This window comes from Hymenobacter plasmatis, from assembly GCF_020711255.1.
Taxonomy (GTDB): domain Bacteria; phylum Bacteroidota; class Bacteroidia; order Cytophagales; family Hymenobacteraceae; genus Hymenobacter.
In genome coordinates this window covers 1-24,361 of record NZ_JAJFAW010000017.1, presented here as the reverse complement: position 1 = coordinate 24,361, position 24,361 = coordinate 1, and the positions used below count along the sequence as shown (strand labels likewise).

The window sequence follows — 24,361 nt, the reverse complement described above, 5'->3', positions numbered from 1 at the left end:
GCCTCGCTGCTTTCTTTACGTCCCATCAGCCGCCACGTTAAGGCCGGCCGACTCCATTGGGTGCGCTCTTAGCAAGCGCAGGTCTTTCTGTATTGTTGAGTAAGGCTTTGAACGTTAGAAGGCTTTTTGGGGCTGAATGACAAACGGGCGCCAGCAGGCCGGGATAAGTACGCAAACGAAAACCCGTACTTGCCGAAGCAGTTTTCTGCCCCCGAAACCGGCCGGGCTAGAGCCGGGCGAAGTGTTCGGCCGCAATGCGCGTGCCCGCATCGGTGCAGATACCGCGGATGTAGTACAGGAAAATGCTGCGAAACACCTCGGCCATGTTGTAGCGGTCGGGCGGAAACACCTGCGGGTTGAGCAACAGGTTAATCTGCTCAATCAATATCTTGCTAACCAGGTTGATGTTGATATCGGAGCGAAACAGCCGGTTGCGAATGCCGTCGTTCAGCAACTGCTGGAGCTGCGGGGCCGAGTAGGTGGCCAAGTGGTCCATCGCCGCATTCCAGGTCATGGGAAAGCCGCTTTGTAGCTCCGTGTAGAACTGCGCCGGAATGGTGGATAAATCACGCAGCCCCAGCTGCAACAGGCCGTAAAGGCGCTCCACCGCCGACGGGTATTGCGCGTAAAGCTGGAGGTGCTCCCGCTTCTGCCGCTCGATGTCGGCCAGCAGGACGTGGTGCACCAAGCCAGCCCGCTGGGGGTACTGGGCGTTCAACTCGGCCACCGTGGTGGAGAGGGCCTCGGCCAGCAGCGCGTCGGGCGCGGCTTGCAGCCCGTGTTGGTAGAAAATAGGCAGGGCCGCTTCCAAAGAAGCATCTGCAAGGGTAATGTTGGGCATAAAGCGAAAAAGCAGAAGAGTTCGTCCCAACGAAGCAGCTAGCCCGTTAGTTCGGTGGCGGGCAGGGGCCGCTACACACGATGATAGGTTCAGCAACGATTACTGAATGGCACCCAAAAGGAAAAAGAACAACAGTTGCGTAAGGTAAACCAGTGGCACCAAAGAGTTGGTCTTGGTAAAGTTCGCCCGGTTGAACAGCATCTGCAACAGACAAGAAAAAATAAACCAATCGCGAAAATTCTGGAAAGGAATGACGTTGGCCGTCCAGTGCCAAAAGTCATAGGTACTGGCCACGGGCTCCATGCACATATCCAGGCCCACCATGAGCAAGGCCGCCAGTATGGTGCGGGGAAGCTCGGGCAGCGGCAGGTAGCGGGCCAGCGTGCCGCACACGTACGTTAGCACCAGCCAATTCAGCCCAATGGCCAGCGGCACGCCCATTACCAGGAGGCCCAGCGTGTGGCCGTAGTAATAGTGCCCGAAGAACTTGCCCGTGGTGACCCCAATGACCTCGGCGGCAAAGCCCAGCAGGCTCACCGTGATGCAGAACCCCCAAAAGCTGAGGGTCCGGCCCGGCTGAAAAGCAATCAACAACACCGCCGTGAGCAGCAGCGTGAGCGGCGTAAAGCGCAGGTAAAAGCTGGGGTCTTTGGAAAACGCCAGCCCCACAAAGCCCGTGATGTGAAACAGCAGGACCAGGCCCTGGGCCACGCGCAGCCGGCGGGGAGTCACGGCCGGTAACGGCTCGGTGTAATCAACCATGCATTTGAATTAAGAGTGAAGCAGGCGGCATGAGGAATTAGCCCAACGACCAATTCTTTACTCCGCAGTCTTCATTCCTCAGTAATTAAGGACGAAACAATTTTGGCCGACAGCAGGCACAAGGGAATGCCGCCGCCCGGATGCACCGAGCCACCGCAAAAGTACAATCCTTCCAGCCGCCCCGAAAAATTGGGGTGCCGCAAGAACGCTGCCAGCGCGTTGTTGGACGAGCTACCGTAGAGCGCGCCGCCAAACGACGAGGTATCGGCGGCGATGCCCGGGGGCGTCCACACCTTCTCGGCGGCAATGAGTGGCTCAATTTCGGTGCCCAGGGCCTGGCTCAGCTTACGCAGCACCACGTGCCGGGTTTTCTGGGTGAGAGCATCCCAGTCCTGGCCCTGGTCGTGGGGCACGTTCACCATCACAAACCAGTTTTCGTGCCCGGCGGGAGCATCGGTGTGGGTTTTCTTCGACGTCACGTTCACGTACACCGTCACGTCGTCGGCCACGGTTTTATCCTGAAAAATGGCCTGGAATTCGCGCTGGTAGTCGGCCGAAAAGAAGATGTTGTGCAAATCCAGCTCTGGAAATGCGCGGGCAATGCCCCAGTAAAAAATCAGCGCCGACGAAGAGCGCGGCTGGCCGAGCGTGCGCTCCGGCGCGGGCTGCCGGGGCAGCAGGCGCCGGTAGGTGGGCACCACGTCCATGTTGCTCACCACCTGGCCAAAGTCGTACACATCCTGCGCCGTGCGCACGCCCGTCACCCGGCTTTCGGCGGTGATAATCTCCTCCACCGGCTCGTTGTACCGAAACTTCACCCCAAACTCGGTAGCGAGGTTGGCCAGGCTCTCGGCAATGGCATAAATGCCGCCTTCGGGATAAAACGCGCCAATGCCGTGCTCCAGGTGCGGTATCATGCTCAGCGTGGCCGGCGCCTGGTAGGGGTCCGAGCCGTTGTAGGTCGCGTAGCGGTCGAACAGCTGCACCAGGCGCGGGTCCGAAAACGCCTGAGCGTGGCGCTGGTGCATGGTGCCCAGCAGGCCCAGCTGCGGCAGCGCGGCCACGGCCTTCAGCGTTTCGGTGCTCAGGTAAGTTTTGGCTTTGTGCAGGGACTTGTGCAAGAACGTGCCCGCCGTGGCATCGTACGCCTTGCCACTGCGAGCCAGAAACTGAGTGACCGCCGCAGCGGGAGTAGCTAGCTTTTCCTCGACTTCGGCCGCGAATTTTTCCGAGTCAGCCCAAGCCGTCAGTCGGGTGCCATCGGCAAAGAAGTAGTTGGTGATGGGGTCCAGCCGCTCGTAGCGGAAGTATTCGGCCGGCTCGCGGTGGGCCAAACGGAAAAGGTCGTCCACCAACTGCGGCAGCGTAAACAGCGACGGCCCGGCATCGAACCTATACCCGCCCGGCAGACTGAACTGGTGCATCTTGCCCCCAAACGTGCCGCTGGCCTCAAACACCGTGACGGCCCGCCCGGCCACGGCCAGGCGCACCGCCGTCGCCAGCCCGGCAATGCCGGCCCCGATGATGGCTACGGGTTGTTTAAGAGAAACGGAGGACCCACGTCGGCCTTTGGCTTGCTTCACAAGTTGCGGATTGGTTTAGGCAGCAACAGCTTCAGGAGTTATGGGGTTCTGAATAGAATTCAAAACAACGACGTCTGTCATGCTGACGAAGGAAGCATCTTCTCACGCTCGAATAATTCGTTCAGCGGCGATAAGATGCTTCCTTCGTCAGCATGACAGACGTATGCTTATCGAAAGAGGTTGAGCCTAAGCTATTCCACCGCCAGCACCAAGCCCTTCAAGTACGCCCCTTCCGGGTGAAACAAGCTCACTGGGTGGTCGGCGGGCTGGGTGAGGCGGTGCAGGATGCGCGCCGGGCGGCCCGCTTCAATAGCCGCTGCCAGTACAGCACCTTCGAACAGCTCAGGACTCACCACCTGCGAGCAACTGAAGGTGAACAGCAGCCCGCCGGGCGCGAGGTGCGCAATGCCGGCCGCGTTCAGGCGCTTGTAGCCCATGAGAGCGGCATGCCGGGCGCCCATGTGCTTGGCAAAAGCGGGCGGGTCGAGCACGAGCAGGTCGTATTGGGCCGAGTGGTTTTTGAGGAAGCCCAGCACGTCGTCGGGGTAGGCGGCGTGGCGGTCGGCGTGGTTGGAGAGCTCGGCGTTGCGCTCGGTGAGGGCAATGGCTTTCTTGCTCGAATCGACGGAGTGCACCAGCTCGGCGCCGGCTTCGAGGGCATACACCGAGAAGCCGCCGGTGTAGCAGAACGTGTTGAGCACCTTGCGGCCGGGCGAGTAGCGGGCCAGCAGGGCGCGGTTGTCGCGCTGGTCGATGAAAAAGCCGGTTTTCTGGCCCGTTTCCCAATCCACGGCAAACTGGTGGCCGTTTTCGTTTACCAGGTGCTCGGTGCCGGTGCTTTCGCCGAAGAGGTAGCCATTTTGGGCGTCGGGCACGGCGTTGCCGGGCACGGTTTCGGCGCTCTTGTCGTAAATGGCGCGCAGCTTATCGCCGAATACCACCTGCAGGGCCGCCGCGATTTCGGGGCGGGCGCGGTACATGCCCACGCTGTGGGCCTGCACCACGGCCACGTCACCGTACACATCGATAATCAGGCCGGGCAGGCCGTCGCCCTCGGCGTGCACCAGGCGGAACACGTTGGTGTCGGCCGTGCCGGTGAGGCGCAGGCGCTGCCGCAACTGGTAGGCATTGCCCAGCTTGGCCTGCCAGTATTCGGCATTGGGCAGCACGGCATTCACGCCAAAATCCAGCATGCGCACGGCAATGGAGCCGCCGCCCGAGAAGTGGCCCACGCCCAGCAATTCGCCGTCGATGGCTTCGACCCGCACGGGGTCGCCCTCCTGGGTGTCGCCCTTCACGCGGGCAATGGCGCCCGAGAATACCCAGGGGTGGCGCCGGCGCAGGGAGTGGTCTTTTCCGTTTTTGAGAACGATGGTGGCAGGATTCAGCATAGTCCCGCAAAGGTACGGCCCGGCTTGTGCGAACTTTGCCTTTCCCATTTGGGCCCTAGGTGCCCCGTTCCCTCGCCATGACTCCCGACCTGCTTATTCTCGACTACGAACCGGCCCACCAGCCGGCTTTTCGCGCCCTCAACCACGAGTGGATTGCGCAGTACTTCGCCATCGAGCCCATCGACAACGAAATGCTCGACGACCCGGAAGGCTACATTCTGGGCCCCGGCGGCCACATTTTCATGGCCAGCTACGGCGGCGAGCTGGTGGGCACCTGCGCCCTTATCAAAGAGCACGACGGCGTGTATGAGCTGGCCAAAATGGCTGTGTCGCCGCGGGCGCAAGGGCTGGGTATTGGCTGGGCGCTGGGCCAAGCCATTCTGAGCAAAGCCCGGCAGCTGGGCGCGCGCCAGGTGGAGCTGCTGTCGAATTCGCGGCTTACTCCGGCGCTGAAGCTCTACGAAAAGCTGGGTTTCCGGCACGTGCCGGTGCCACCCACGCCGTACCAGCGCACCGACGTCAAAATGGTGCTCGACCTCTAGCTACCGCTTCCCAAACCACCGCCGGTAAATGGGCTTGCGCCAGGCAAACTGGGCCCACATGGCGGGGTAGAGCAGGGCATCGAGCAGGGGCGAGGCGGTGCGGTATTCCAGGGCATCGACAATGACGCTGCCATTTGGGCCGGGCTGTATCAGGTGGCGGTGGCGCCAGTAGCGCAGTGGCGGGGGCAGGCGCTGGCCTTCGTCCACGAAGAACAGGGTGCCGTCGGGCAGTTGGCCGTCGTCTACAATGAGCGAGGTCCAGGGCAGGCGGGCAACCAGCGTATTCAGCTCAATTTCTACCCGGTCGCCGGTGCGGCAGCCGTCGAAGCGCAGCACCCGCAGCCGCGGAAAGGGCGGCGCCAGGGCCACAAACAGGTCCCGGGTAAAGCCAGCCATAACCTGGGCCGGCGGCTGGGCCACGGCGGTGCGAAGTGTGACGTGCATAATCATCAGCACAACGCAGCCGGCAGGGCTTTGTTTGCGACCGCCCGTGGGCTACCGGCTACTGCAGCCCCGTTATCCGGAACTCAACCCGGCGGTTGAGCCGGCGCGTAAACTCCTGGCTGTTGCTGGCCATGGGCTGGGCCCCGCCAAAACCGATGCCGGTGATGCGCGCCTCCGCAATGCCGTGGCCCACGAGGTAGGCCTTCACGGCGCTTACCCGCTGCTCGCTGAGCACCACGTTCTTCTCGGGCGGACCCACATTGTCGGTGTGGCCGCGCAGCTCAATGGTCAGCCCCGGGTTTTCCGACATCAGGCTCACCAGCTTGTCGAGCGCCGCAAACGAGGAGGGCAGCAGCAGGGCCTGGCCTTGCTCAAACTGCACATTGTTGAGCTGAACCGTGGTGCCCACGCTGAGCGGCCGGAGCAGAATATCGCGCACAAACGGGCCGGGGCCGGCCGTCCAGGTGCTATCCACCACGATGTAGCCGGCCAGCTGGGCGCGGTAGCTGTAGGTAAGGCCGGCTTTGGCGGGGTAGGAGAAAGTGCCTTGCGGCGAGAGGCGCACCGCCTTGCCAAACCCTTCCCCCAGGCGCAGCTGGGCCTGGGGCAGGGGCTGGTAGGTGGTGGCGTTCAGCACCCGGCCGCGCCAGGAGGCGGTAGTGGGCGGCGCCGGGGGCGCTTCCTTGGTGCGCACAACACTAAACAGGTTGCAGCCCGCCAAATCGGTGTAGGTGCCTTTGCGCACCCGGGTGGCCTGGCGGCGGGCCAAATCTACTTTGTACACGGCGGTAGGCCCGGCCAGGTACATCCGGCGCTGGCCGCGCTCGTCGTTTTGCATCAGCAGGTCGCTGTATCCGCCGCGCTTGGGCAGGCCGCTCAAGGCCATCATCTCGGGGTTGGGCTGCTGCGTGCTCAGGTTTACTTTCATCAGCGCACCGTCAGTGCTGTATACCAGGTACATGGTGTTGGCGTCGTCGAGGCAGAAGTTGCCGTGCGAGCCCGCACTCTCGTACCCGATAAGCGGGTAGAACGGTGCCTTCTGCAGCGGGTCGGTGGCCCAGATTACCTTCACGCTGCCGTCGTAGGGGCTGACTTTTACCAGCTTGTTGGCATCGGAAGTGATGAAGTAGAGGTCGCCCCGCTCGTCGGTGGCCGCCGAAATCCAGCACACGTCCTGGCCCTGGGCCGGCAGTTTCCAGGAGGTGTAGTTGCCCTTGCGCGTGGCCGGGTTGTAGCGGTATACCAGCTCGGGCGTGTCGGTGGGCGCTTTGGTCACCGAATACAGGTAGTTATCGAACCCCTTGGCCAGCGCGTACGACTGGAAGGGCAACACCTGCCGGTGAATAATGGGGGCGTCGGTGAGCCGGTTGGACGAGAATTCGTGGATGGTGCGGCAGTCGTCTTCCCACTGGCCGTTGTGGTAGCGCATGGCCGCGATGCCGTAGAGCTTGTTGTCGCAGATTTGGTCGGCGTAGCGGCGGCCCGGCAGCGGGTTGTTGGTAAAGCCAAAGGAATCTACCAGCTGCTGCCCCTGCGCCAGGTAGGCGCTGTCTTGCCGGGCTTCTCCGCGGTACTCCACCCGGAATTCGTAGCCGCCGCGCCGCACCCAGCGCCCCACCACGTGCGTGCGGCCCGCCGGTGCCGGGGCAGCCGCGTAGGTGTAGTCGTAGCGCACTTCGTTGTAGCGCCCAAGGTCGCGCTGGTCGATGCGCAGGACCTGGGACTGAGGCAGCCGTTGAACGCTGCGCCACACCGAATCCTCCCCGCCGTATACGGTCAGGCTCAGTTCTTTCTGCGCATACGGCAGCACCTGCATGGTCAGGGTGGCCACGGCCGGTGTGGGGCGGAAGGCTTCGCCGGCGTAGAAGGTGGCCTCCACACCGTTTACATTTTTCCGCAGTTTCCAGGCCGGCGGGTAGGTAAGCCGGTAGTGCCCCCCTGCATCAGTATAAACAGCTCCGGCCGGGGCCGGCTGCGCATGCAGCGCCACGGAGAATACTGCCAGTACCAGCGTCAGAAAAGCCTTCATAAACAGCAGCTCGGACGTAAACAAGACAAATTCAGGGGGCGAGAGGCAAACACGTCGGTACTACAAAGCAACAAGCTTTGCAGCCAAATAAATGATTATTTATCGGGCCGACGTGCCTAAAGCCACCACAAGGGTACAAAATTTCTTGCCCAAGTACCGAAAGTGCAAAAGCAGATTAGCCCAACAACTCCTCTATGTCGGCGCGGGTGAGGTGCTTAATCACGGCCTCATCCGTCGCAATCAGCTCACTTACCAAGGCCAGCTTGCGGCGCTGCAAGGCCAGGATTTTTTCCTCTACCGTGCCTTGGGTGATGAATTTGTAGGTGAACACCGGGCGCTGCTGCCCTATGCGGTGGGCGCGGTCTACGGCCTGGGCCTCCACCGCCGGGTTCCACCACGGGTCGAGGATGAAGACGTAGTCGGCGGCGGTGAGGTTGAGGCCCACGCCCCCGGCCTTCAGGCTGATGAGGAAGATTTTCAGGTTGTCGTCTTCCTGGAAGCGAGCCACTTCGGCGGGCCGGTCGCGGGTGGCGCCGTCGAGGTAAGCATACGCCAGCTGTCGCTCATCCAGCGCCGCCCGCACCAATGACAGGTGCTGCACAAATTGGCTGAATACCAAAACCTTGTGTCCTTCAGCCACCACGTTGCGAATCATGCGCAGCACCTCGCGCAGCTTGCCCGATTCGTGGGTGTAGGTGTCGTCGGCCAGGCGCGGGTGGTTGGCAATTTGCCGCAACCGGGTTAAGCCCTGCAGCAGCAAAAACTGGGTGCTGGCCGGGCCGTGCTCGTCGAGGTTGCGCAGGATTTTGTTACGGTAAAAGCTCTTCGTTTCCTCGTAGGCGTGGGCCTGCTCCTCCGTCATGGGGCAGTAGCTGAGCTGCTCGGTCTTTTCGGGCAGCTCCTTGGCTACCTGGGCCTTGTGGCGCCGCAGAATAAACGGTTTGATGAGGGCATGCAGCCGCCGGGTGCGCCCCTCGTCCTGGTGCTTCTCAATGGGCTTGAGGAATTCCTTCCGGAAGAACGCCTGCGTGCCCAGCAAGCCGGGGTTGATGAACGACATCTGCGACCACAGGTCCATGGTGCTGTTTTCCACAGGCGTGCCCGTCAGAATGAGGCGGTGCTTGGAGCGTAGCTGCCGCACGGCCTGCGACGTCGTCGATGACGGGTTCTTGATGGCCTGCGATTCGTCCAGAATCACGTAGTCGAACTTGTAGCTGGCCAGCAGGTCCGTGTCAAGGCGCACTATGCCGTAGCTGGTCAGCACCACGTCGTAGTCGGCAAACCGATCGGGGTTTTTGTCGCGGTAGGTGCCGGTGTAGGCCAGAATGCGCAGGTCGGGTGTAAACTTCTCGGCTTCTGCCAGCCAGTTAAATACCAGCGAAGTAGGCAGCACCAGCAGCGACGCGGCCCCCTGGGCTTCGCCGCTTTCGCGGCGATGCAGCAGCATGGCCAGCGTCTGCACCGTTTTGCCCAGGCCCATGTCGTCGGCCAGGCAGCCGCCAAAATGGTAGTCCTGCACGAAGCGCAGCCAGTTGTAGCCGGCTTTTTGGTAGGGGCGCAACTCGCCCAGGAAGCCGATGGGCAGGGGGTGGTCTTCTACCTCGGCAAAGTCGCGCAGCTTGGCCAGCTTGCGGCCCATGCGCACGGTAGCCAGCTCGTTGCTCTGCAGGTCGGCCACCAGCGCCAGGTGGTGGCGGCGCAGGTTTAGGCCCTCGGGGGTTTCTTCGCCAAAGGCAAAAAGCTCCAGGTAGTCCGTAAACCACTCCTCGGGGATGATAGCAATCTGGCCGTTGGGCAGCTTGAACTCGCGGCGGCGCTGCAAAATGTGGCCCCGCAGCCGGATAAACGGCACTTCGATGTCACCAAAACGCACGGTGCCGCGCACATCAAACCAGTCGCCGGCCTCCTGAATGCCCACGTGCACGCTGGTTGGCCCAATAAAGTAGCTCTTAGTGGCCGTAGACGCGGCCTCCACCGTGTAGCCCAATGCTGTGAGAATGGGCGTGTTGTCGTGCAGCCACTTAAACGCTTCGCTTTTGGGCAGGGTCGCGTAGCCGTTTTCTACTGTGAGCTGGCGCTCGCGCAGCTCGGCCACGGTGGCTTGCTCCTGTTCGGGGTTACGCAGCAGGCGGTGAAACACGTAGCTCTCGGCCGTTTTTTCCAGTCGCACGCTCACCGGTTTGTCGGTGCCCAGGGGCATCAGGTGCGGGCCGTAGCGGAAGCTCAGCTCAAAATGGATTTGCTCGGTTTCGGCCCCGGTGAGCAAGGGTGCCACCGGCTTGGGCAGCGGAATCCGGCCGCGGCGCGGGGGGCCGGGTGGACGCACGGGGGCTTCGGGGATGGCCACGGCAGGCATGGCGTCGCTGAACGTGAGCCGGGGCCGCGCCACGTACCGCTCCGACCGGATGTCGAAGCCGCGGGCGTGCACCTCAAAGGACTCCATGAGCGGCGCCACAAATTTCTGGAAGTAGCTTTCTTCCACATTGCGCGGCACCACAATGAATTTCTTTTTCAGGAAGGGGAGCAGCTTGCGCCCGTCTACCTCAGTCCGGAAGGAGTAGAGCAGGTCGCCGAGCAGCAGCCAGGCCGGCTGCAGGCACACCAGCAAAGCATCCTTGTACTGAAAGTCCAGGCGCTGCCCCTGGTACTGAATGGTGGGGAAGTAGTGCGTGCCCTCCTCGTTGCGGCGGAAGTGAAACAGGATAGACGCTTTGGCCGGAGCCAGCCCAATTTCTTTCCAGGTCGGCTCGCCGTCGCGGCCCATGATGAACACGCGCTTGCCGGCCAGCCGGGCCAGGATGGCCGCCATGCGCGATTGCACGTGCCGCGAAATGACTTCCTGCAGCGGCTTGTCGCCCTTCTCGGCGTTGTAGGTTTTGAGGAAGAATTCGGCCGTGGCGATTTTGCGGGGCCAAAATTCTTTCACCACCGCCTCCTGCTGAATCTGGTCGCACAGCTCCACCAGCTCAAAATCGGTGGCATCGAGGCCCGCCCCAAACTCGTGGGCGTTCTTGCCCGAAACCGTTTGGTGTTGGAGCGTCAACTGGCCGCGCGGGCCCAATTGTACCACGTAGGCCGCGAACAAATGGCCTAGGAACTCGTGCTCGAAGAGCGAGTAAACAATTTGAAACGGTTCCGAGGTAGAAACTTTCATAGCCGGGCACGCAAGAATCGCAAGATAGGGCTGAAAGCGGAAACGCGTGCGGTTGAGCTTAGCAGCAGTAAGGGGAGCGGATAGCCTTACGGCGCTTTGCCGCGCAGGATGCCGCGGGCCTTATAAATTCTCGCGCAAATCCAAGTGGCTCGCGTTCAGGGCCGGGCGAATGCTCACGGCTAACGTAATGAGAATGATGGACAGACAGGTAAAGATGAGGTCCGTAGCCTGCATTTTTACCGGGTACGCATCGACTACGCTCGTGGCCATGCCCATGCTCACAAACCCGAAGCGCTGCTGGGCCCAGCACAGGGCCACGCCAAACACGAGGCCCGTGGCCGCGCCCACCAGGGCCACAATGGCCCCCACCAGCAGGAAGGTTTTGCGCACGGTTTGCTGGGTGGCGCCCATGGCCAGCAGCACCGAAATATCCTTTTTCTTATCGATGACCAGCATCGAGAGCGAAAAGAAAATATTGAGCGAAGCAATGAGCAGAATGAGTGTGAAGGTGATGAACACGAACAGCTTTTCCACCTTGATGGCCTTGAACAGGCTCACGTGCTGCTCGTCGGAGTCCTGCACCTTGAAACCCGGGCCCAGCTGCCGGCGCAGCTGCTCCTTCACCTGCTCAATCTCGAAGCTCTGGCCCACCTTCACGTAGAGCGCGGTGCGGCGGGTGCCGTAGCCCAGCAGGCGCTGGGCAAAGCTGAGGGGCACGAAAATGTAGCTGTCGTCGATGTGCTGCTCGATGAGGAAGACCCCGCCGGCAATCAGGTTTTGCTCGTTGAACGCCTTTTCGGGGTTCATTTCCAGCAGTTTCTTGCCAGGAGTATTGCGCGGATAGAGCAGGCGCATGGGCGCCAAGCGGTTGTTGAGCGTGATGCTGAGCTCGTGCTGCACGCCGGCGCCCACCAGGGCCAGCTCCAGGCTGTCGCGGCGCAGGCGGTGGTCGCCTTCTTTGATGTTGGCGTCTATTTGGCTTTGGCCGAAGTAGTTGTCGCTCAGGCCGCGCATCTTCACCACCATCTGGCGGTCGTGGTATTGCAGCAGGGCGTTGTCCTCGATTACTTCGGTGAGCAGGGCCACGCCGGGCGTGTTTTCCAGCTTCATCAGGAAGGTGCGGTCCACGTCAAAGGCCTTGCCCTTTGTGGCCGAAATGACCAGGTTGGGGTCCGACTTGCCGTAGAGCGTGCGCACCAAATCCTCCAGCCCGTTGAACACCGACAGCACAATAATGAGCGCCATAGTGCCCACAGCCACCCCAACCATCGAAATGTTCGAGATGATGGTGATGATGTTGCGCTTATTCTTGGAGCGGAAATAGCGCCGCGCAATGAGGAGGGGGACGTTCACCTAAAAAGTTTGGGAGGGTACGCGGGGTTGTCGTTGAGAGTTAGCCAAGGCCGAGCAAAGCTACCGATACTAACTCATCAACGCGGGTCCTAACCTTCTCGCCGGCTTTTACTTCCACGCCTTCACGATGAGGCCAGTGCCCGAATCGTGAACGGTGCGGGCGTCGAGCCAGTTCAACAACAAGCAGAACGGGAACGTGACGGCGTAATAGAAGGGCAGCAGCAGGAAAAACAGGCGCGACTTGCCCAGCATCAGGATGGGGTACTTCATGCTCAGGCGCCACGAAATCTGGCCTGGCTCGCCGTAGGCGTAGCGCGCTTCGATGCGCTCGAACCCGGCCGTGCGGAGCTTCTGCTGGATTTCGCGGATGTTGTAGCCGTCGCGCACGTGCTCTTCGATGAAGCTAGTTTCGCCGTCGTCGTGCACGTCGGAGCCGCCCTGGTCGCTGGGCGTAGAGATGAGCAGCATGCCGCCGTCCTTAAGCGAGGCGTGGATGTTTCGGAATACCTCCACGTCTTCCAGAATGTGCTCCATCACGTCCACCGACAAAGCCAAATCAAACGAATTGGGCTCCTGGTACAGCACCAAATCCTGCACGGCAAACTGCACGTTGCGGCGGCCAATCTGGCGAAAAAACCGGTTGGAGTCGGCCACCTGCTCTTCCTTCACGTCCACGGCCAGGATGTCCCACTTGGGGCTCAGCCCACTGAGCCAGTACGTATACTGGCCGTAGCCCGAGCCCGCGTCGAGGATGTGCAGGTGCTCTTGGGTGCGGCCTTTGGCCCAGCGGCGCAGCTCGCGGTGCACGTGCCAGGTGCGCAGCAGCAGCAAATCGAGCAAATGATAAAACAGCCGGCGCAGCCACGGCGTGCGGTTAAAAACCTGGCCGAGCGTCTTCTTAATCGGGTCGTAGTACAAGAGAAGGGAGGCGTGCTAAATAATGGGTTGCGAAATCAGCCGGCGGCCTTATTCGTCGTCTTTGGGGTTGAACAGGCGCGGGCGGGCCGGTTTCTCGTCGTCCTTCTCCTCGTCTTTGGGCGCTGGCGGGATGTCGAGCGTGCCGAGCACCTGGTCCATGTGGGCGGCGTAGGCGGCGCTGTCGTCGTGAAAAAAGATGAGCTCCGGCACCACGCGGGCCGTCTGGCGGATGCGCTTGGCCAGGGCCTGGCGGATGGCCTTGCCGTTTTCGCGAATGATTTCGAGGCGCTCGTTGGCGTCGGCCCCAATGAGCAGGCTGAGGTACACGCGGGCCTGGCCCAAGTCGGGCGTCACGCGCACCAGGCTGATGCCGGGCGCCAGCCCACCTCCGAACAGGTGCGGCAGGTCGCGCTGCAACACGGCGGCCAGCTCCTGCTGCAGCAGGCTAGCCATTTTTTGTTGTCGTTTGCTTTCCATAATGACCGGCAAAGGTACAGCTTGAGGAAGAAGGGCCGCCGTGCCGCTTGGGCAAGAAGCAAAAAGGAAATTAGCGGCGGCTGAAAACCCCGCGAATGAGATGGCCGCTGGCGGACAATACCTTTGCCAGCCCAATATCCTCCCGACTTCTCGCCGCTACCCTTTTGCTTCGCTTTTTCAAAAGCTCCCTTCCGGCTCAACTCCTGGCCTTGCTAGTGCTGGTGCTGGCCCTGCGCTTGCCCCTGCTCTGGATGGGCCTGCCCGTGACGGCCGCCGAGCTGCGGGCCCTGCTGGTGGGCGAGCGGCTGCACGGCGGCGCCCTGCCCTACCGCGACCTCTACGACGGCACCGCGCCGCTGGCCGCGGCCACTTTTGCCGTGCTCGACGCAGTGGTGGCGCGCCCGGTGTGGCTCTACCGCTTGGTGGCGCTGCTGCTGCTGCTGGTGCAGGCACTGCGCCTGAACCTGGTGTTCAACCGCTACGACGTGCACCCCGAGCGCGGCTACGTGGCCGCCCTGACCTATCTGCTGGTCGGCAGCGTCAGCACCGATTTGGATGCCTTGTCGCCCCTGCTGCTGGGTCACACGTTCATCATTTTTGCGCTGAGCGCACTGCTGCCCACCTCCCGCGAGGGCTACGACAACCGCCGCCTGTTTCGGGCCGGGTTCCTGATTGGGGTGGGCGCGCTGTGCTACCTGCCCCTCAGCTTATTTGTAATAGTGGGCTTGTTTGCGGTGGTCATTTTCGCGGCCAATTCCTTCCGGAGCTCCCTGCTGCTGCTGTGCGGGTTTTTCTTTCCGTACGCCTTGGCGGCCACGTTTTTCTTCTACACCGGGGCCCTGCCGGGGTTTGTGCAGTTCCATTTGCAGCCGGGCCTTACGGATTTGATTGCCAGTGGGCTACCAGCCGGCTTGCAGCTCCGCTTGCTCATCGTGCCCGGCGTGGTGCTGGCCCTGGGCCTCATCCGGTCCTTGGGCACGCCCCTGGGCCTCGTGTTTCAAATAAAATTCCGGCAGATGATGCTGGTGTGGTTGGTAGTCGCCTTCGCGACGGCGGCGGTGGAGCGGGGTGCGGCCCCGGGCGTTCTGGTGCTGCTGCTGCCGCCGCTGGCGTACTTCAGCTTGTTTTTGTGGCAGCGTTCGCCCCGGAACTGGATGCTGGAATTGCTGCTCCTGCTCATCCTAAACGCGGCCGTGGTGCTGCGATACCGAGCCCAGGTGCCGCGCCTCGAAGCCCTGCTGCACATGCCGGCCGAAAGCCGCTTTGGCCTGCAGCCCGACCCGCGCTACGCCTCCCTGCGCGGCCAGACCCTGCTCATTCTGGGGCCCGATGACCGCGCCTATTTCAACAACCACCCCGCCACGCCTTACCTGGATTGGGCCTTGTCGCAGGTCGATTTTGGGCACCTCAACGAGTACGCCGCCGTGGTGCGCGTGGCCCAGAAAATGGGCCCCGTCCCGCCGGCGTACCTGCTCGACCAAAGTGCCCAGGTGCCCCGCCTGAAACAGCTGCTGCCCGGCATATTCGGCCCCTATGAGCCCACCGGCATGCCCGGCCTCTACCGGCGCCAGCCCAAGCAGTAGCCCACTAAGCTATACCCAGCACCAGGCCCGGGAGCGGCGTTCGGTGGGCGCATTCCGCAGGAACACGGCCAGGGGCTTCAGGTCCGTGAGCAGGGAGGTGAGCACAATGGAGCGGCCATCGACGAGGTGCAGGCAGAGGTAATCGTACTTACCCCAAAAGGTGCGCCGCGCGCTGCACGTCACGCTTTCTACCCCGGCCAGGTCGCGCCGGGCGAAGGCCACGCGCTGGCCGGCGTCGTATACCTCGAGCCGGTTTTCCGTAGGCTGAAAAATCAGCGTCGTATCGTGGTTCAGGGTCAGGTAGCGCAGGTGCAGCAGCAGCGCCGGCCCGCTCAACGCCAGTGTAAACAGCAGGAAGCCAATCGTAAGCGCCCACTCAAACTGACTGGCTTCCGGTCCACCCAAGGCCACGGCGGGCAGTACGCTCAGGCCGGCGCCCAGCGCCAGCAGCGGCCAGAAGAGCAGCCGCAGCTGGCGGGCCGCCGAGACCTGGTAAGTGTGCGTCCGCTTGGCAAACAGCCCCGTTAGCCAGCGGGCCGCGCCCAATACCATGAGCAGCATAATGGCTACTTCCAGCAGCGGGCGCAGAAAAGAAGATTTCATGGTGCCAACGTTAAGCCCGGGCTACGCGTGCACCTGCACCCAGGCCTCGTCTTCGTGGTGTGCCCGCAGCAGGCCAAAGCTTTCCAGCTCCAGTCCGTGCTTGGCAAACACCGCCAGCACTTCCTCGCGGCCCTGGGGCACCACGCACACCAGCAAGCCCCCTGAGGTCTGGGGGTCGCAGAGCCACACGCGCTGCTCTTCGGTGATGGCGCCCACCTTGTGGCCGTAGCTAGCCCAGTTGCGGCCGGTGCCGCCTGGCACGCTGCCCTGTTTCAAATAAGGTTCGGCTGCGGCGATGCGGGGCACTTTCGAGAACTCAATTTCTGCCGTCAGGCCGCTGCCTTCGCACACTTCCGAAAGGTGGCCAAGCAGACCAAAGCCGGTCACGTCAGTCAGCGCCGTCACGGCGTCGAGCTTGCTCAACTCGGCGCCAATCTTATTGAGCTGCATCATTTGAGCTGGGGCAATGGCCGCGTCCTCGTCCCGCAAAATGCCCTTTTTCTGCGCCGTGGTGAGGATGCCCACGCCCAGCGGCTTGGTCAGGAAGAGCTCGGAGCCAGCCGTGGCGGTGTCGTTTTGCTTCAGGTCCACGATGTTCACCATGCCCGTCACGGCTAGGCCAAAAATGGGCTCGGGCGAGTCGATGCTGTGGCCACCGGCCAGCGGAATGCCGGCTTCGGCGCAGATGCTGCGGGCGCCTTCCAGCACGCGGCGGGCTACCTCGGGCGGCAGCTTGTCCACGGGCCAGCCCAACACGGCAATGGCCATCAGCGGCCGGCCGCCCATGGCGTACACGTCTGAAATGGCGTTGGCCGAGGCGATGCGGCCGAAGTCGTAGGCGTCGTCCACGATGGGCATGAAGAAGTCGGTGGTCGAAATCACCGCTTCGCCGCCGCCGATGTCGTACACCGCCGCGTCGTCGCGGCTGGTGTTGCCCACCAGCAGCCGCTCGTCGTGGGGCTGCGCAATGCTGGTGTGCAGCATCTGGTCGAGCACGGCCGGGGCGATTTTGCAGCCGCAGCCGGCGCCGTGGCTGTATTGGGTCAGTTTATATTCCGTCGTGGGAGTCATGGAGAAGAGAAAAGCAGGGCCGACCTACCAGGTACCACCCCGCTGGGTGAGGGACTACAAAAGTCCGCAAAGAGTTTTAGAGTTGCCGAGCGGGGCGTGAAACTCTTGGTTAAAGGCCAAAAAAAGGAACGACAGCCGAGGCAGTTTGCCGCCGGCCGTCGTTCCTTTTTTAGCTGATTTTAGCTCAACTTATTTTGGAGTCGCACTTTGGTTACTTGATGGCCACCGGCAGTTCGATATTTTCCCAGCGCATCACCAGGCCTTTGGGCGTCACCTCGTACACCAGCCGTTCGGTCGGGGTGGCAGTTTTGCGGGGCGTCACCATCACGCGCAGGGCGTCTTCTTTCTGAGCATACTTGAAGGCGCCCCACTGTTCCGGGACTTTATTGAAGATAACCGTCCATTGTTTCTCGGTCGGAATCAGGAAGAAGGCATACTTGCCCGCGGGCAAAGGCTTGCCTTCCACCATTACATTTTTGCTGAATTCGACCGTGGTGGCTTCGTTGGCCCCGGCGCGCCACACTTTGCCATAGGGCTCCAGCCCGCCGAAAATCTTGCGGCCTTTCACGCCCGGGCTGCTGTAGTTCACCGTCACGTCGGTGGTGCCAATCTTGCCGGTAGCGGTAGCTGCCGGGCTGGGCTTGGCGGCTTGAGCCGGAGCGGCGGGTGTGGCAGGCGTGGCCGGAGTAGCAGGCGTGGCTTGCGCAAAAGCTGCGCTGGCAACGAACGTAGTAGCCAGTCCGAAAGCGACGTGGCGAAGGAGTTGGAGGGTTTTCATGTAGGTACTAAAAGGTGAGTGGAAGAATTGAGCTGATTGTAGAACTGCGCGCCGTGAAACCCTGCGGGCGCGGTTAGTGTTTTAAGGTCAGCAATTTATAGCAACGGTTGCTTATCAATGCAACGGCCGCTATTTCCTGCTAGTCAACACGACACGGGCGCCAGCGCTCCAGCCGGGCTTGCCTTGCATTCCGCCGCCTATTGTCGTATCTTTGCACCCGAAGTTGGTATTCGCTTTAGCAAAGAGGGGACGCGCAGTCCCCTCTTTTTTTGCCCGCTTGTTTCAAAATTTATGCATTTCGACCGTACCCTGCTGCTGGAAATGCTCCAAGACGCCATCGGCGACGAGGAGCTGTTCATCGTGGGCCTTACCGTATCCGATTCGGTGATGCCGAAGGTGACCGTCACTCTCGACGGCCCCACTGGCCTGGCCATTCAGGCGTGTGCGACCATCAGCCGCCGCCTGGCGCGCCGCATCGACGAGCACTACGGCGAGGACTCTGCCTACTCCCTGGAAGTGACCAGCCCCGGCGCCGACCAGCCCCTGACGGACCCCCGCCAGTACCAGCGCCACATTGGCCGCTCGCTGGCCCTTAAGCTCAACGACGGCACCGAGAAAACCGGCGTCCTCACCGCGGCCACGCCCGAAGGCGTGGAAATTGAAGAAGTTATTAAACAAAAGACCAAGAAAACGACCCTGCCCGCGGCCTTTTATTCCTTCGGGGATATCCAGGAAGCCAAGGTGGTTATCTCCTTTAAATAAATACCGTTCTGCCTCTATGAACAGCCACGAATTAATCGAGTCCTTTAGCGAATTTGCCCGGAGCAAGAACATCGACCGGCCCACGATGATGAGCATCCTGGACGACGTGTTCCGCACGATGATTCGCAAAAAGTACGACCAGGACGAAAACTTCGACGTTATCATCAACCCCGATAACGGTGACTTGGAAATTTGGCGCAACCGCGAAATCGTGGACGACAACTCCGAGGATATCTGGGACCACGATAAAATCATGCTTTCCGAAGCCCAGAAAATCGAGCCCGACTTCGAAATCGGCGAATCGGTGGCCGAGGCCGTGAAGCTCGAGGACTTTGGCCGTCGTGCCGTGCTCATGGCTCGCCAGACGCTGATTCAGCGCGTGAAAGACCTGGAGCGCGACAACCTGTACCAGAAATACAAAGACCAGGTCGGCGAAATCGTGACCGGCGAAGTGTACCAGGTGTGGAGCCGCGAGGCCCTCATCATGGACAAAGACGACAACGAACTGGTGATGCCCAAGGGCGAGCAAATCCCCAAGGACCGGTTCCGCAAGGGCGACACCGTGCGCGCCGTGGTGCACCGCGTGGAAGTCATCAACGGCACGCCCAAAATCATTCTTTCCCGCGCCGCGCCAGCGTTCCTGGAGCGGTTGTTCGAGCTAGAAGTGCCCGAGATTTACGATGGCCTCATCACCATCAAGAACGTGGTGCGCGAGCCCGGCGAGCGCGCCAAAGTGGCCGTGGAGAGCTACGACGAGCGGATTGACCCCGTGGGCGCTTGCGTTGGCATGAAGGGCAGCCGCATCCATCCGGTGGTGCGCGAACTCGAAAACGAGAACATCGACATCATCAACTACACCGACAACCTGGAACTCTACATCGCGCGGGCACTATCGCCGGCCAAAGTAGGTTCTATGAAGATAAACCAAGAAAGTGGCCGGGTTTCGGTGTTCATGAAGCCCGACCAAGTGAGCCTGGCCATCGGCCGCGGCGGTGCCAACATCAAACTGGCCAGCCGGTTGGTGGGCATGGAAATCGACGTGTTCCGCGAAGCCATCGACTACGAGGAAGACATTTCGCTGGACGAGTTCCAGGACGAAATCGAGCCTTGGGTACTGGCTGAACTAAAGAAAATTGGCCTGGACACCGGCCGCGCCGTGCTCGCTGTCAAGAAAGACGACATCGTGCGCCGTACGGAGTTGGAGGAAGAAATGGTGGACGATGTATACCGCATTATCCGCCAGGAATTTGCCGACGACGAAGACCTGGACGAGAGCTCATTGGAAGCGGCTAAAACCCGTGTATCTTCGGGAAACACCGCCGATGCAAAAGCTGCTACGACCGATGAGGAAGCCGCCGTTACGCATGCTTCCGCGACCGCAACAACCCCTGAACACACCCCTTTGGTGGCTGAAATGACCGACGAAACCCAAGCAACGACTGAGGATGCGGGCGCAAGCTCTCCCGCCGAGCCAGCCCAATGACGGCCGCGCGGCCGGTACGGCAAGGGTAACAAATCGTGCCAGTGGGCGCGGTTTGCGCCCTGCTGGCAAGATTTAATGTAATACCTTTGCACTTAGAAGCGTATCGTACGCGAGAAAAGATAGAATGGCGGAAGCAACCCCGAAACGGCTACAACAGGCGGCCAAAGACCTGAATATTGGAATGGACAGGGTGGTCGAAGCCCTGGCCAAGAAAGGCATACAAGTAGAGAACAAGCCCACCACCAAGCTGACCGGTGAGCAAGTTGCCTCGCTTGAGAAGGAATTCGCGGCCTCTGCCCACGACCGGCAGGAGGCACAGAAAGTCATTCAGGCCAAGCGCCAGAGCGACCTCGACGCGGCTCCCAAACCTGCTGCTCCGGCCCCGCGTCCGGTACAAGCTGCGGCCCCGGCTCCCAAGCCAGCGGCACCAGTAGCTCCTGTGGCTGCGGCGCCCGCCCCGGCCCCTGCTCCGGTAGCACCAGCTGCCCCCGTGGCAGCCGCTCCGGCCCCTGCGCCCACTCCAGCTCCTGCGGCACCCGCTGCCCCGGGCCTGAAGGTGCTCGGCAAAATGGAGCTGGACAGCAAAGGCCGCGTGATGGCTGCCAAGCCCAAGCCAGCGGAAACACCGGTGGCTGCTGCTCCTGCGCCCGCCCCGGTAGCCCCTAAGGTGGAAGCTCCCGTTGCTGCTCCTGCTCCTAAAGTAGAAGCGCCGGCTCCTGCGCCCGTGGCTGCTCCGGTAGCTCAACCCGTCGCGAAGGCCGAGGCTCCGGCACCGGTGGCACCAGCCCCGGCGGCTCCCGTAGCTCAGGCACTGGCCGCTCCGGTAGCGGCTGCTCCTGCCGCACCTGTGGCCGAAGCTGCTGCGCCCGAAGACACCAGCACCATCGTGGCCAAGTCGGATACGCTGAAGGGCCTCACGGTTCTGGGCAAAATCGACTTGTCATCCATTAACAACGACCGTCGTGGTCCGGGTGGCCGCGGCCCCCGTCCCATTGCTTCGTCGGATGTGAGCAAGCGCGGCTTGCCTGCTGGCCCCGGCCAGAAGAAGCGCACGCGCCTGCCTGGCCCTCCCGGCAGCACCACCAGCCCGCCTAGCCCCGGCTATCAGGGCAACCGCCCCGCCGGTGCTCCCGGCCAAGGCGGCGGCTACCAGGGCAACCGCCCCGGTCAGGGTGGCCCCGGCCAGCGCCCCGGTGCTCCCGGCCAGCGTCCCGGCCAGCCCGGCCCCAAGCCCAACGCCCCCGCACTCACGCCGGAGCAGGCTGAAAAGCAGATTCAAGAGCAGATTAAGGCCACGCTGGCCAAGCTCGGCGGCAACAAAGCCACCGGCCAGGCCAACCGCGCCAAGTATCGCCGTGACAAGCGCAGCATGCTGGCGGAGGACCGCGAGGCCCTGCGCGCGCAGAACGAGCTCGACGCCAAGACCCTCAAGCTCACCGAATTCATCTCGGCCAATGACCTGGCCTCGCTGATGGACGTGAACGTGAACGAGGTAATCAAGGTGTGCTTGGGCATGGGCATGTTCGTGTCCATCAACCAGCGCCTCGACGCCGAAGCCATCACGGTAATCGCCGACGAATTCGGCTTTGACGTCGAGTTCCTGTCGAAAGAAGAGGAAGAAATCAGCATCGACGCCGGCGACAGCGAAGAGGACCTGCGTCCCCGCGCCCCCATCGTGACCATCATGGGCCACGTCGACCACGGCAAGACGTCGTTGCTTGACTACATCCGCGACGCGAGTGTGGCCAAGGGCGAAGCCGGCGGTATCACGCAGCACATCGGTGCCTACGAGGTGCGGACCAAATCGGGCCAGCCCATTACTTTCCTTGATACGCCTGGTCACGAAGCCTTTACGGCCATGCGTGCTCGTGGTGCCAAGGTGACGGACATCGCCATCATCGTGGTAGCTGCCGACGACTCGGTGATGCCGCAGACGAAGGAAGCCATCAACCACGCGCAAGCGGCTGGGGTGCCGATTATCATCGCCCTCAACAAGATTGACAAGCCCTCGGCCAACCCCGAGAAAATCCGCGAGGAGCTTTCCCAGATTAACATCTTGGTGGAAGAGTGGGGTGGCAAATACCAGAGCCAGGAGGTTTCGGCCAAGTCGGGCATTGGTATTGAAGACCTGCTCGAGAAGGTGTTGCTGGAGGCCGAATTGCTCGACCTGAAAGCCAACCCCGACCGCGGCGCCATCGGTACCGTGATTGAAGCCTCGCTGGACAAAGGCCGTGGCTACGTAACCACCGTGCTGGTGCAAACCGGTACGCTGAACGTGGGCGACGTAATCCTGGCCGGCCCGCACTTTGGTCGCGTGAAAGCCATGACCGACCACCGCGGCAAGAAAATGAAGTCAGCGCCGCCCGCTACGCCGGTTCAGGTGCTCGGTCTCACCGGTGCCCCGCAGGCCGGCGACCGTATCCAGGTAATGGAAACGGAACGCGAAGCCCGCGAAATCGCAACTCAGCGCCTGCAGCTGGCCCGTGAGCAGACCATCCGGACCAAGAAGCACATCACGCTGGACGAAATCGGCCGCCGCTTGGCTATCGGTTCGTTTAAGGAGCTCAACATCCTGGTGAAAGGCGACGTGGACGGTTCGGTAGAAGCACTCTCCGACTCGCTGCTTAAGCTTTCGACGCCGGAAGTGAAGGTGAACATCCTCTCGAAAGGGGTGGGTGCCATCTCGGAAAGCGACGTACTGCTGGCTTCGGCTTCCGACGCCATCATCATTGGCTTCCAGGTACGGCCCTCGCAGAGTGCCCGCAAACTGGCCGAGCAGGAGCAGATTGACATCCGCCTGTACAGCATCATTTACAACGCCATCAACGAGGTGAAGGATGCCATGGAAGGCATGCTGGCCCCGACGGTGCAGGAAGTGGTGACGGCCAACGCCGAGGTGCGGATGGTGTTCAACATCACCAAAGTCGGCTCAATTGCCGGCTGTATGGTGACGGAAGGCACGTTCCAGCGCAAGACCCGCGTGCGAGTGGTGCGCAACGGCATTGTGCTGCACACCGGCGAGATTCAGGACCTCAAGCGCTTCAAGGACGACGTGAACGAAGTTCGCCAAGGCTACGAATGCGGTATCTCCATCAAGAACTTCAACGAGTTGCAAGAAGGCGACAACATTGAAGGCTTCGAAGAGAAGGAAATCAAGCGCACGCTGTAACCACAGCCCTGTGTGCTACATAAAAAAGCCCCGACTGCATCGCAGTCGGGGCTTTTTTATGTGATTTTGAATTCAGTTTAGAAGAACAAGAAGCGCTTTTTCATCTTGCTCTTATGCACCAGGGGCTTGCCTTTGGGATTGGAACTGCCTACAGCGTGGGTGGTGCCGCGCTTGAGGTCGGCGAAGCCTTTCTTGGCTCTGTACTTGCGCACCATGAAGCCGTTGCCACTGCGGTTGGAATCGAATTGGCGCTCGGGGCCACCGCTGCGGCCGAAGCTGGTGTTGCCGGTGCGGGCTTGCAACAGCTCCATTTGCTGGTCTTGCTTGATTTGGTCGGGCGTCATGGCCGCCCGGCGCTGGTTGCGGGCCAGTTCCTCGGCGTTAACGCCGGTGTTGCGGCGGGCATTGGTTTCGCTGGTGCCTTGCCCGGTTGTTGGGAACGCGGGCCCCGTCTGCGCATGGGCAGCGGAAGTAGCAGCTATTGATAAGCCACTGAGAAGCGCGGCAGCAAGGAAAATTTTCATGTCAACAAGAGTTGGCGTGGAGAGGGGAGATGCAGCTTAACGGTAGGCCGGATAAGGTGGTTCAACGAAAGCAGCGGGTGTTTTCATCGGCTGCTAACGCGCCTCTAAGTTCGCAACTTATTTTGATTCGACAATTTAACTGCTTCTGGTAAAATGAATACTTGAGCTTAAAACGCAAAAACCGCTGCCCAACACTCGGTGGGCAGCGGTTTTTTCACGCTGAACGGAAAAGTGCTTTAGAGGCGGCTGGCGCGCAACGAATCGCGGATGTCCATGAGCAGCTGCTGCTCGGTGGTGGGTGGGGCCGGCACCGCCACTACTTCGATGGGCGCCTTCTTCATGCGGTTGGCAGCTTTCACAATCAGGAAAATGATGAAGGCAATGATGAGAAAGTTGATGAGGGCGTTGATAAACAGGCCGTAGTTGATGGTGCCTACGCCGGCTTTCTTGGCTTCCTCAATGGTGGCGTAGTGCTGGCCGTTCATTGCAACGAAGAGGTTGGCGAAATCGACCTTCCCGAGGGCCAGGCCAATGATGGGCATCAGGATGTCGTCGGTGAGGGAGGTGACGATTTTGCCGAATGAGGCGCCAATAATGACGCCCACAGCTAGGTCGAGCACGTTGCCTTTGGCGATAAACTCTTTGAATTCGGAAACAAGACCCATTGCAGTAAACAGTTAATGGTGTGAAAAAAGTTGAGCTGTTCGGGTAAAGCTAAGTATTTAAAGATAAATGAGCTTACTGATTTGCTTGAGAGGAAACTTTGAAAAAAGTTGAGCTGACTGTTCTGCTTTAGGTAGCTGAGCAGGGCAGATGACTAGGGCGTGTGAACAGTTAATTTAGGGGAATGGAAACGCAGTATGTGTTGAGCGAGGCGCAGTGGTCGGTACTGGC

General features: G+C 61.3%; 19 protein-coding genes and 1 pseudogene. 5 read left to right on the top strand and 15 right to left on the bottom strand.

What is annotated here, in order from left to right; genetic code table 11:
- Positions 1 to 226: 226 nt before the first annotated feature.
- From LJ738_RS13190 to LJ738_RS13175, 4 genes are all read right to left on the bottom strand, one after another.
- Positions 227 to 841, bottom strand: a complete 615-nt coding sequence (locus LJ738_RS13190; RefSeq protein ID WP_227786821.1) for a hypothetical protein — start codon at positions 839 to 841, stop codon at positions 227 to 229.
- A gap of 99 nt (positions 842 to 940) precedes the next feature.
- Positions 941 to 1,603 carry a carotenoid biosynthesis protein gene (locus LJ738_RS13185; protein WP_227786820.1) on the bottom strand — a complete coding sequence of 221 codons (663 nt, stop codon included), beginning with the start codon at positions 1,601 to 1,603 and terminating at the stop codon, positions 941 to 943.
- A gap of 71 nt (positions 1,604 to 1,674) precedes the next feature.
- On the bottom strand, positions 1,675 to 3,186 hold the full coding sequence (gene crtD / locus LJ738_RS13180; RefSeq protein WP_227786819.1) for a 1-hydroxycarotenoid 3,4-desaturase CrtD: 1,512 nt from the start codon (positions 3,184 to 3,186) through the stop codon (positions 1,675 to 1,677).
- A 191-nt stretch (positions 3,187 to 3,377) separates the two neighbouring features.
- Positions 3,378 to 4,574: a class I SAM-dependent rRNA methyltransferase gene (locus tag LJ738_RS13175; RefSeq protein WP_410779920.1), complete on the bottom strand. Its 1,197-nt coding sequence runs from the start codon at positions 4,572 to 4,574 to the stop codon at positions 3,378 to 3,380.
- Positions 4,575 to 4,636: 62 nt separating this feature from the next.
- On the opposite strand from LJ738_RS13175, the gene LJ738_RS13170 reads away from it, so the two are divergent.
- Positions 4,637 to 5,119: a GNAT family N-acetyltransferase gene (locus tag LJ738_RS13170; RefSeq protein WP_227786816.1), complete on the top strand. Its 483-nt coding sequence runs from the start codon at positions 4,637 to 4,639 to the stop codon at positions 5,117 to 5,119.
- Here LJ738_RS13170 and LJ738_RS13165 read toward each other — a convergent pair whose 3' ends face one another.
- From LJ738_RS13165 to LJ738_RS13140, 6 genes are all read right to left on the bottom strand, one after another.
- Entirely contained in the window at positions 5,120 to 5,563 is a 444-nt protein-coding gene (locus LJ738_RS13165) for an SRPBCC family protein (RefSeq protein WP_227786814.1), read from the bottom strand.
- 58 nt (positions 5,564 to 5,621) lie between these two features.
- Positions 5,622 to 7,592 carry an OmpA family protein gene (locus tag LJ738_RS13160; protein ID WP_227786811.1) on the bottom strand — a complete coding sequence of 657 codons (1,971 nt, stop codon included), beginning with the start codon at positions 7,590 to 7,592 and terminating at the stop codon, positions 5,622 to 5,624.
- Between the two features lie 175 nt (positions 7,593 to 7,767).
- Positions 7,768 to 10,746, bottom strand: a complete 2,979-nt coding sequence (locus LJ738_RS13155) for an SNF2-related protein (protein WP_227786810.1) — start codon at positions 10,744 to 10,746, stop codon at positions 7,768 to 7,770.
- A 120-nt stretch (positions 10,747 to 10,866) separates the two neighbouring features.
- A complete protein-coding gene (locus tag LJ738_RS13150) occupies positions 10,867 to 12,099 on the bottom strand; it encodes an ABC transporter permease (protein WP_227786808.1) in 1,233 nt (410 codons plus the stop codon).
- Positions 12,100 to 12,207: 108 nt separating this feature from the next.
- A complete protein-coding gene (locus LJ738_RS13145) occupies positions 12,208 to 13,017 on the bottom strand; it encodes a class I SAM-dependent methyltransferase (protein ID WP_227786806.1) in 810 nt (269 codons plus the stop codon).
- Between the two features lie 48 nt (positions 13,018 to 13,065).
- On the bottom strand, positions 13,066 to 13,470 hold the full coding sequence (locus LJ738_RS13140; RefSeq protein ID WP_262907680.1) for a ribosome-binding factor A: 405 nt from the start codon (positions 13,468 to 13,470) through the stop codon (positions 13,066 to 13,068).
- Positions 13,471 to 13,658: 188 nt separating this feature from the next.
- On the opposite strand from LJ738_RS13140, the gene LJ738_RS13135 reads away from it, so the two are divergent.
- Positions 13,659 to 15,077 (top strand): hypothetical protein, encoded by a 1,419-nt coding sequence (locus LJ738_RS13135; RefSeq protein ID WP_227786802.1) that lies wholly within the window; start codon positions 13,659 to 13,661, stop codon positions 15,075 to 15,077.
- A 9-nt stretch (positions 15,078 to 15,086) separates the two neighbouring features.
- On the opposite strand, the gene LJ738_RS13130 is transcribed toward LJ738_RS13135, so the two are convergent.
- From LJ738_RS13130 to LJ738_RS13120, 3 genes are all read right to left on the bottom strand, one after another.
- Positions 15,087 to 15,680 carry a PH domain-containing protein gene (locus LJ738_RS13130; RefSeq protein ID WP_227786801.1) on the bottom strand — a complete coding sequence of 198 codons (594 nt, stop codon included), beginning with the start codon at positions 15,678 to 15,680 and terminating at the stop codon, positions 15,087 to 15,089.
- A 21-nt stretch (positions 15,681 to 15,701) separates the two neighbouring features.
- Positions 15,702 to 16,751, bottom strand: a complete 1,050-nt coding sequence (selD, locus tag LJ738_RS13125) for a selenide, water dikinase SelD (RefSeq protein ID WP_227786799.1) — start codon at positions 16,749 to 16,751, stop codon at positions 15,702 to 15,704.
- A 211-nt stretch (positions 16,752 to 16,962) separates the two neighbouring features.
- Positions 16,963 to 17,529, bottom strand: coding sequence for a DUF2911 domain-containing protein (locus LJ738_RS13120; RefSeq protein ID WP_227786797.1), 567 nt, complete (start codon positions 17,527 to 17,529; stop codon positions 16,963 to 16,965).
- A 291-nt stretch (positions 17,530 to 17,820) separates the two neighbouring features.
- Between LJ738_RS13120 and rimP the strand changes: the two genes are divergently transcribed.
- The 3 genes and pseudogenes from rimP (at position 17,821) to infB (ending at position 22,943) form a co-directional block, all read left to right on the top strand.
- Positions 17,821 to 18,291 carry a ribosome maturation factor RimP gene (gene rimP / locus LJ738_RS13115; protein ID WP_227786795.1) on the top strand — a complete coding sequence of 157 codons (471 nt, stop codon included), beginning with the start codon at positions 17,821 to 17,823 and terminating at the stop codon, positions 18,289 to 18,291.
- A 16-nt stretch (positions 18,292 to 18,307) separates the two neighbouring features.
- Positions 18,308 to 19,540 (top strand): annotated as a pseudogene (nusA, locus tag LJ738_RS13110) (transcription termination factor NusA); the annotation flags it as partial.
- A gap of 358 nt (positions 19,541 to 19,898) precedes the next feature.
- Complete coding sequence (gene infB / locus LJ738_RS13105; RefSeq protein WP_227786793.1) at positions 19,899 to 22,943, top strand: translation initiation factor IF-2; 3,045 nt, start codon at positions 19,899 to 19,901, stop codon at positions 22,941 to 22,943.
- Between the two features lie 77 nt (positions 22,944 to 23,020).
- Here the strand turns inward: infB and LJ738_RS13100 are convergent, their stop codons facing one another.
- Entirely contained in the window at positions 23,021 to 23,467 is a 447-nt protein-coding gene (locus LJ738_RS13100; RefSeq protein WP_227786791.1) for a hypothetical protein, read from the bottom strand.
- Positions 23,468 to 23,703: 236 nt separating this feature from the next.
- Positions 23,704 to 24,132, bottom strand: a complete 429-nt coding sequence (gene mscL / locus LJ738_RS13095) for a large conductance mechanosensitive channel protein MscL (protein WP_068190752.1) — start codon at positions 24,130 to 24,132, stop codon at positions 23,704 to 23,706.
- Between the last annotated feature and the right edge of the window lie 229 nt (positions 24,133 to 24,361).

Bases quoted from the DNA above. Each gene is read 5' to 3' on its own strand.
- LJ738_RS13160 (WP_227786811.1), bottom strand. From the start codon at position 7,592: ATGAAGGCTTTTCTGACGCTGGTACTGGCAGTATTCTCCGTGGCGCTG.
- LJ738_RS13155 (WP_227786810.1), bottom strand. From the start codon at position 10,746: ATGAAAGTTTCTACCTCGGAACCGTTTCAAATTGTTTACTCGCTCTTC.
- mscL (WP_068190752.1), bottom strand. From the start codon at position 24,132: ATGGGTCTTGTTTCCGAATTCAAAGAGTTTATCGCCAAAGGCAACGTG.
- LJ738_RS13120 (WP_227786797.1), bottom strand. From the start codon at position 17,529: ATGAAAACCCTCCAACTCCTTCGCCACGTCGCTTTCGGACTGGCTACT.
- rimP (WP_227786795.1), top strand. From the start codon at position 17,821: ATGCATTTCGACCGTACCCTGCTGCTGGAAATGCTCCAAGACGCCATC.
- LJ738_RS13140 (WP_262907680.1), bottom strand. From the start codon at position 13,470: ATGGCTAGCCTGCTGCAGCAGGAGCTGGCCGCCGTGTTGCAGCGCGAC.
- LJ738_RS13190 (WP_227786821.1), bottom strand. From the start codon at position 841: ATGCCCAACATTACCCTTGCAGATGCTTCTTTGGAAGCGGCCCTGCCT.
- LJ738_RS13185 (WP_227786820.1), bottom strand. From the start codon at position 1,603: ATGGTTGATTACACCGAGCCGTTACCGGCCGTGACTCCCCGCCGGCTG.
- LJ738_RS13165 (WP_227786814.1), bottom strand. From the start codon at position 5,563: ATGCACGTCACACTTCGCACCGCCGTGGCCCAGCCGCCGGCCCAGGTT.
- LJ738_RS13130 (WP_227786801.1), bottom strand. From the start codon at position 15,680: ATGAAATCTTCTTTTCTGCGCCCGCTGCTGGAAGTAGCCATTATGCTG.
- selD (WP_227786799.1), bottom strand. From the start codon at position 16,751: ATGACTCCCACGACGGAATATAAACTGACCCAATACAGCCACGGCGCC.
- LJ738_RS13100 (WP_227786791.1), bottom strand. From the start codon at position 23,467: ATGAAAATTTTCCTTGCTGCCGCGCTTCTCAGTGGCTTATCAATAGCT.
- infB (WP_227786793.1), top strand. From the start codon at position 19,899: ATGGCGGAAGCAACCCCGAAACGGCTACAACAGGCGGCCAAAGACCTG.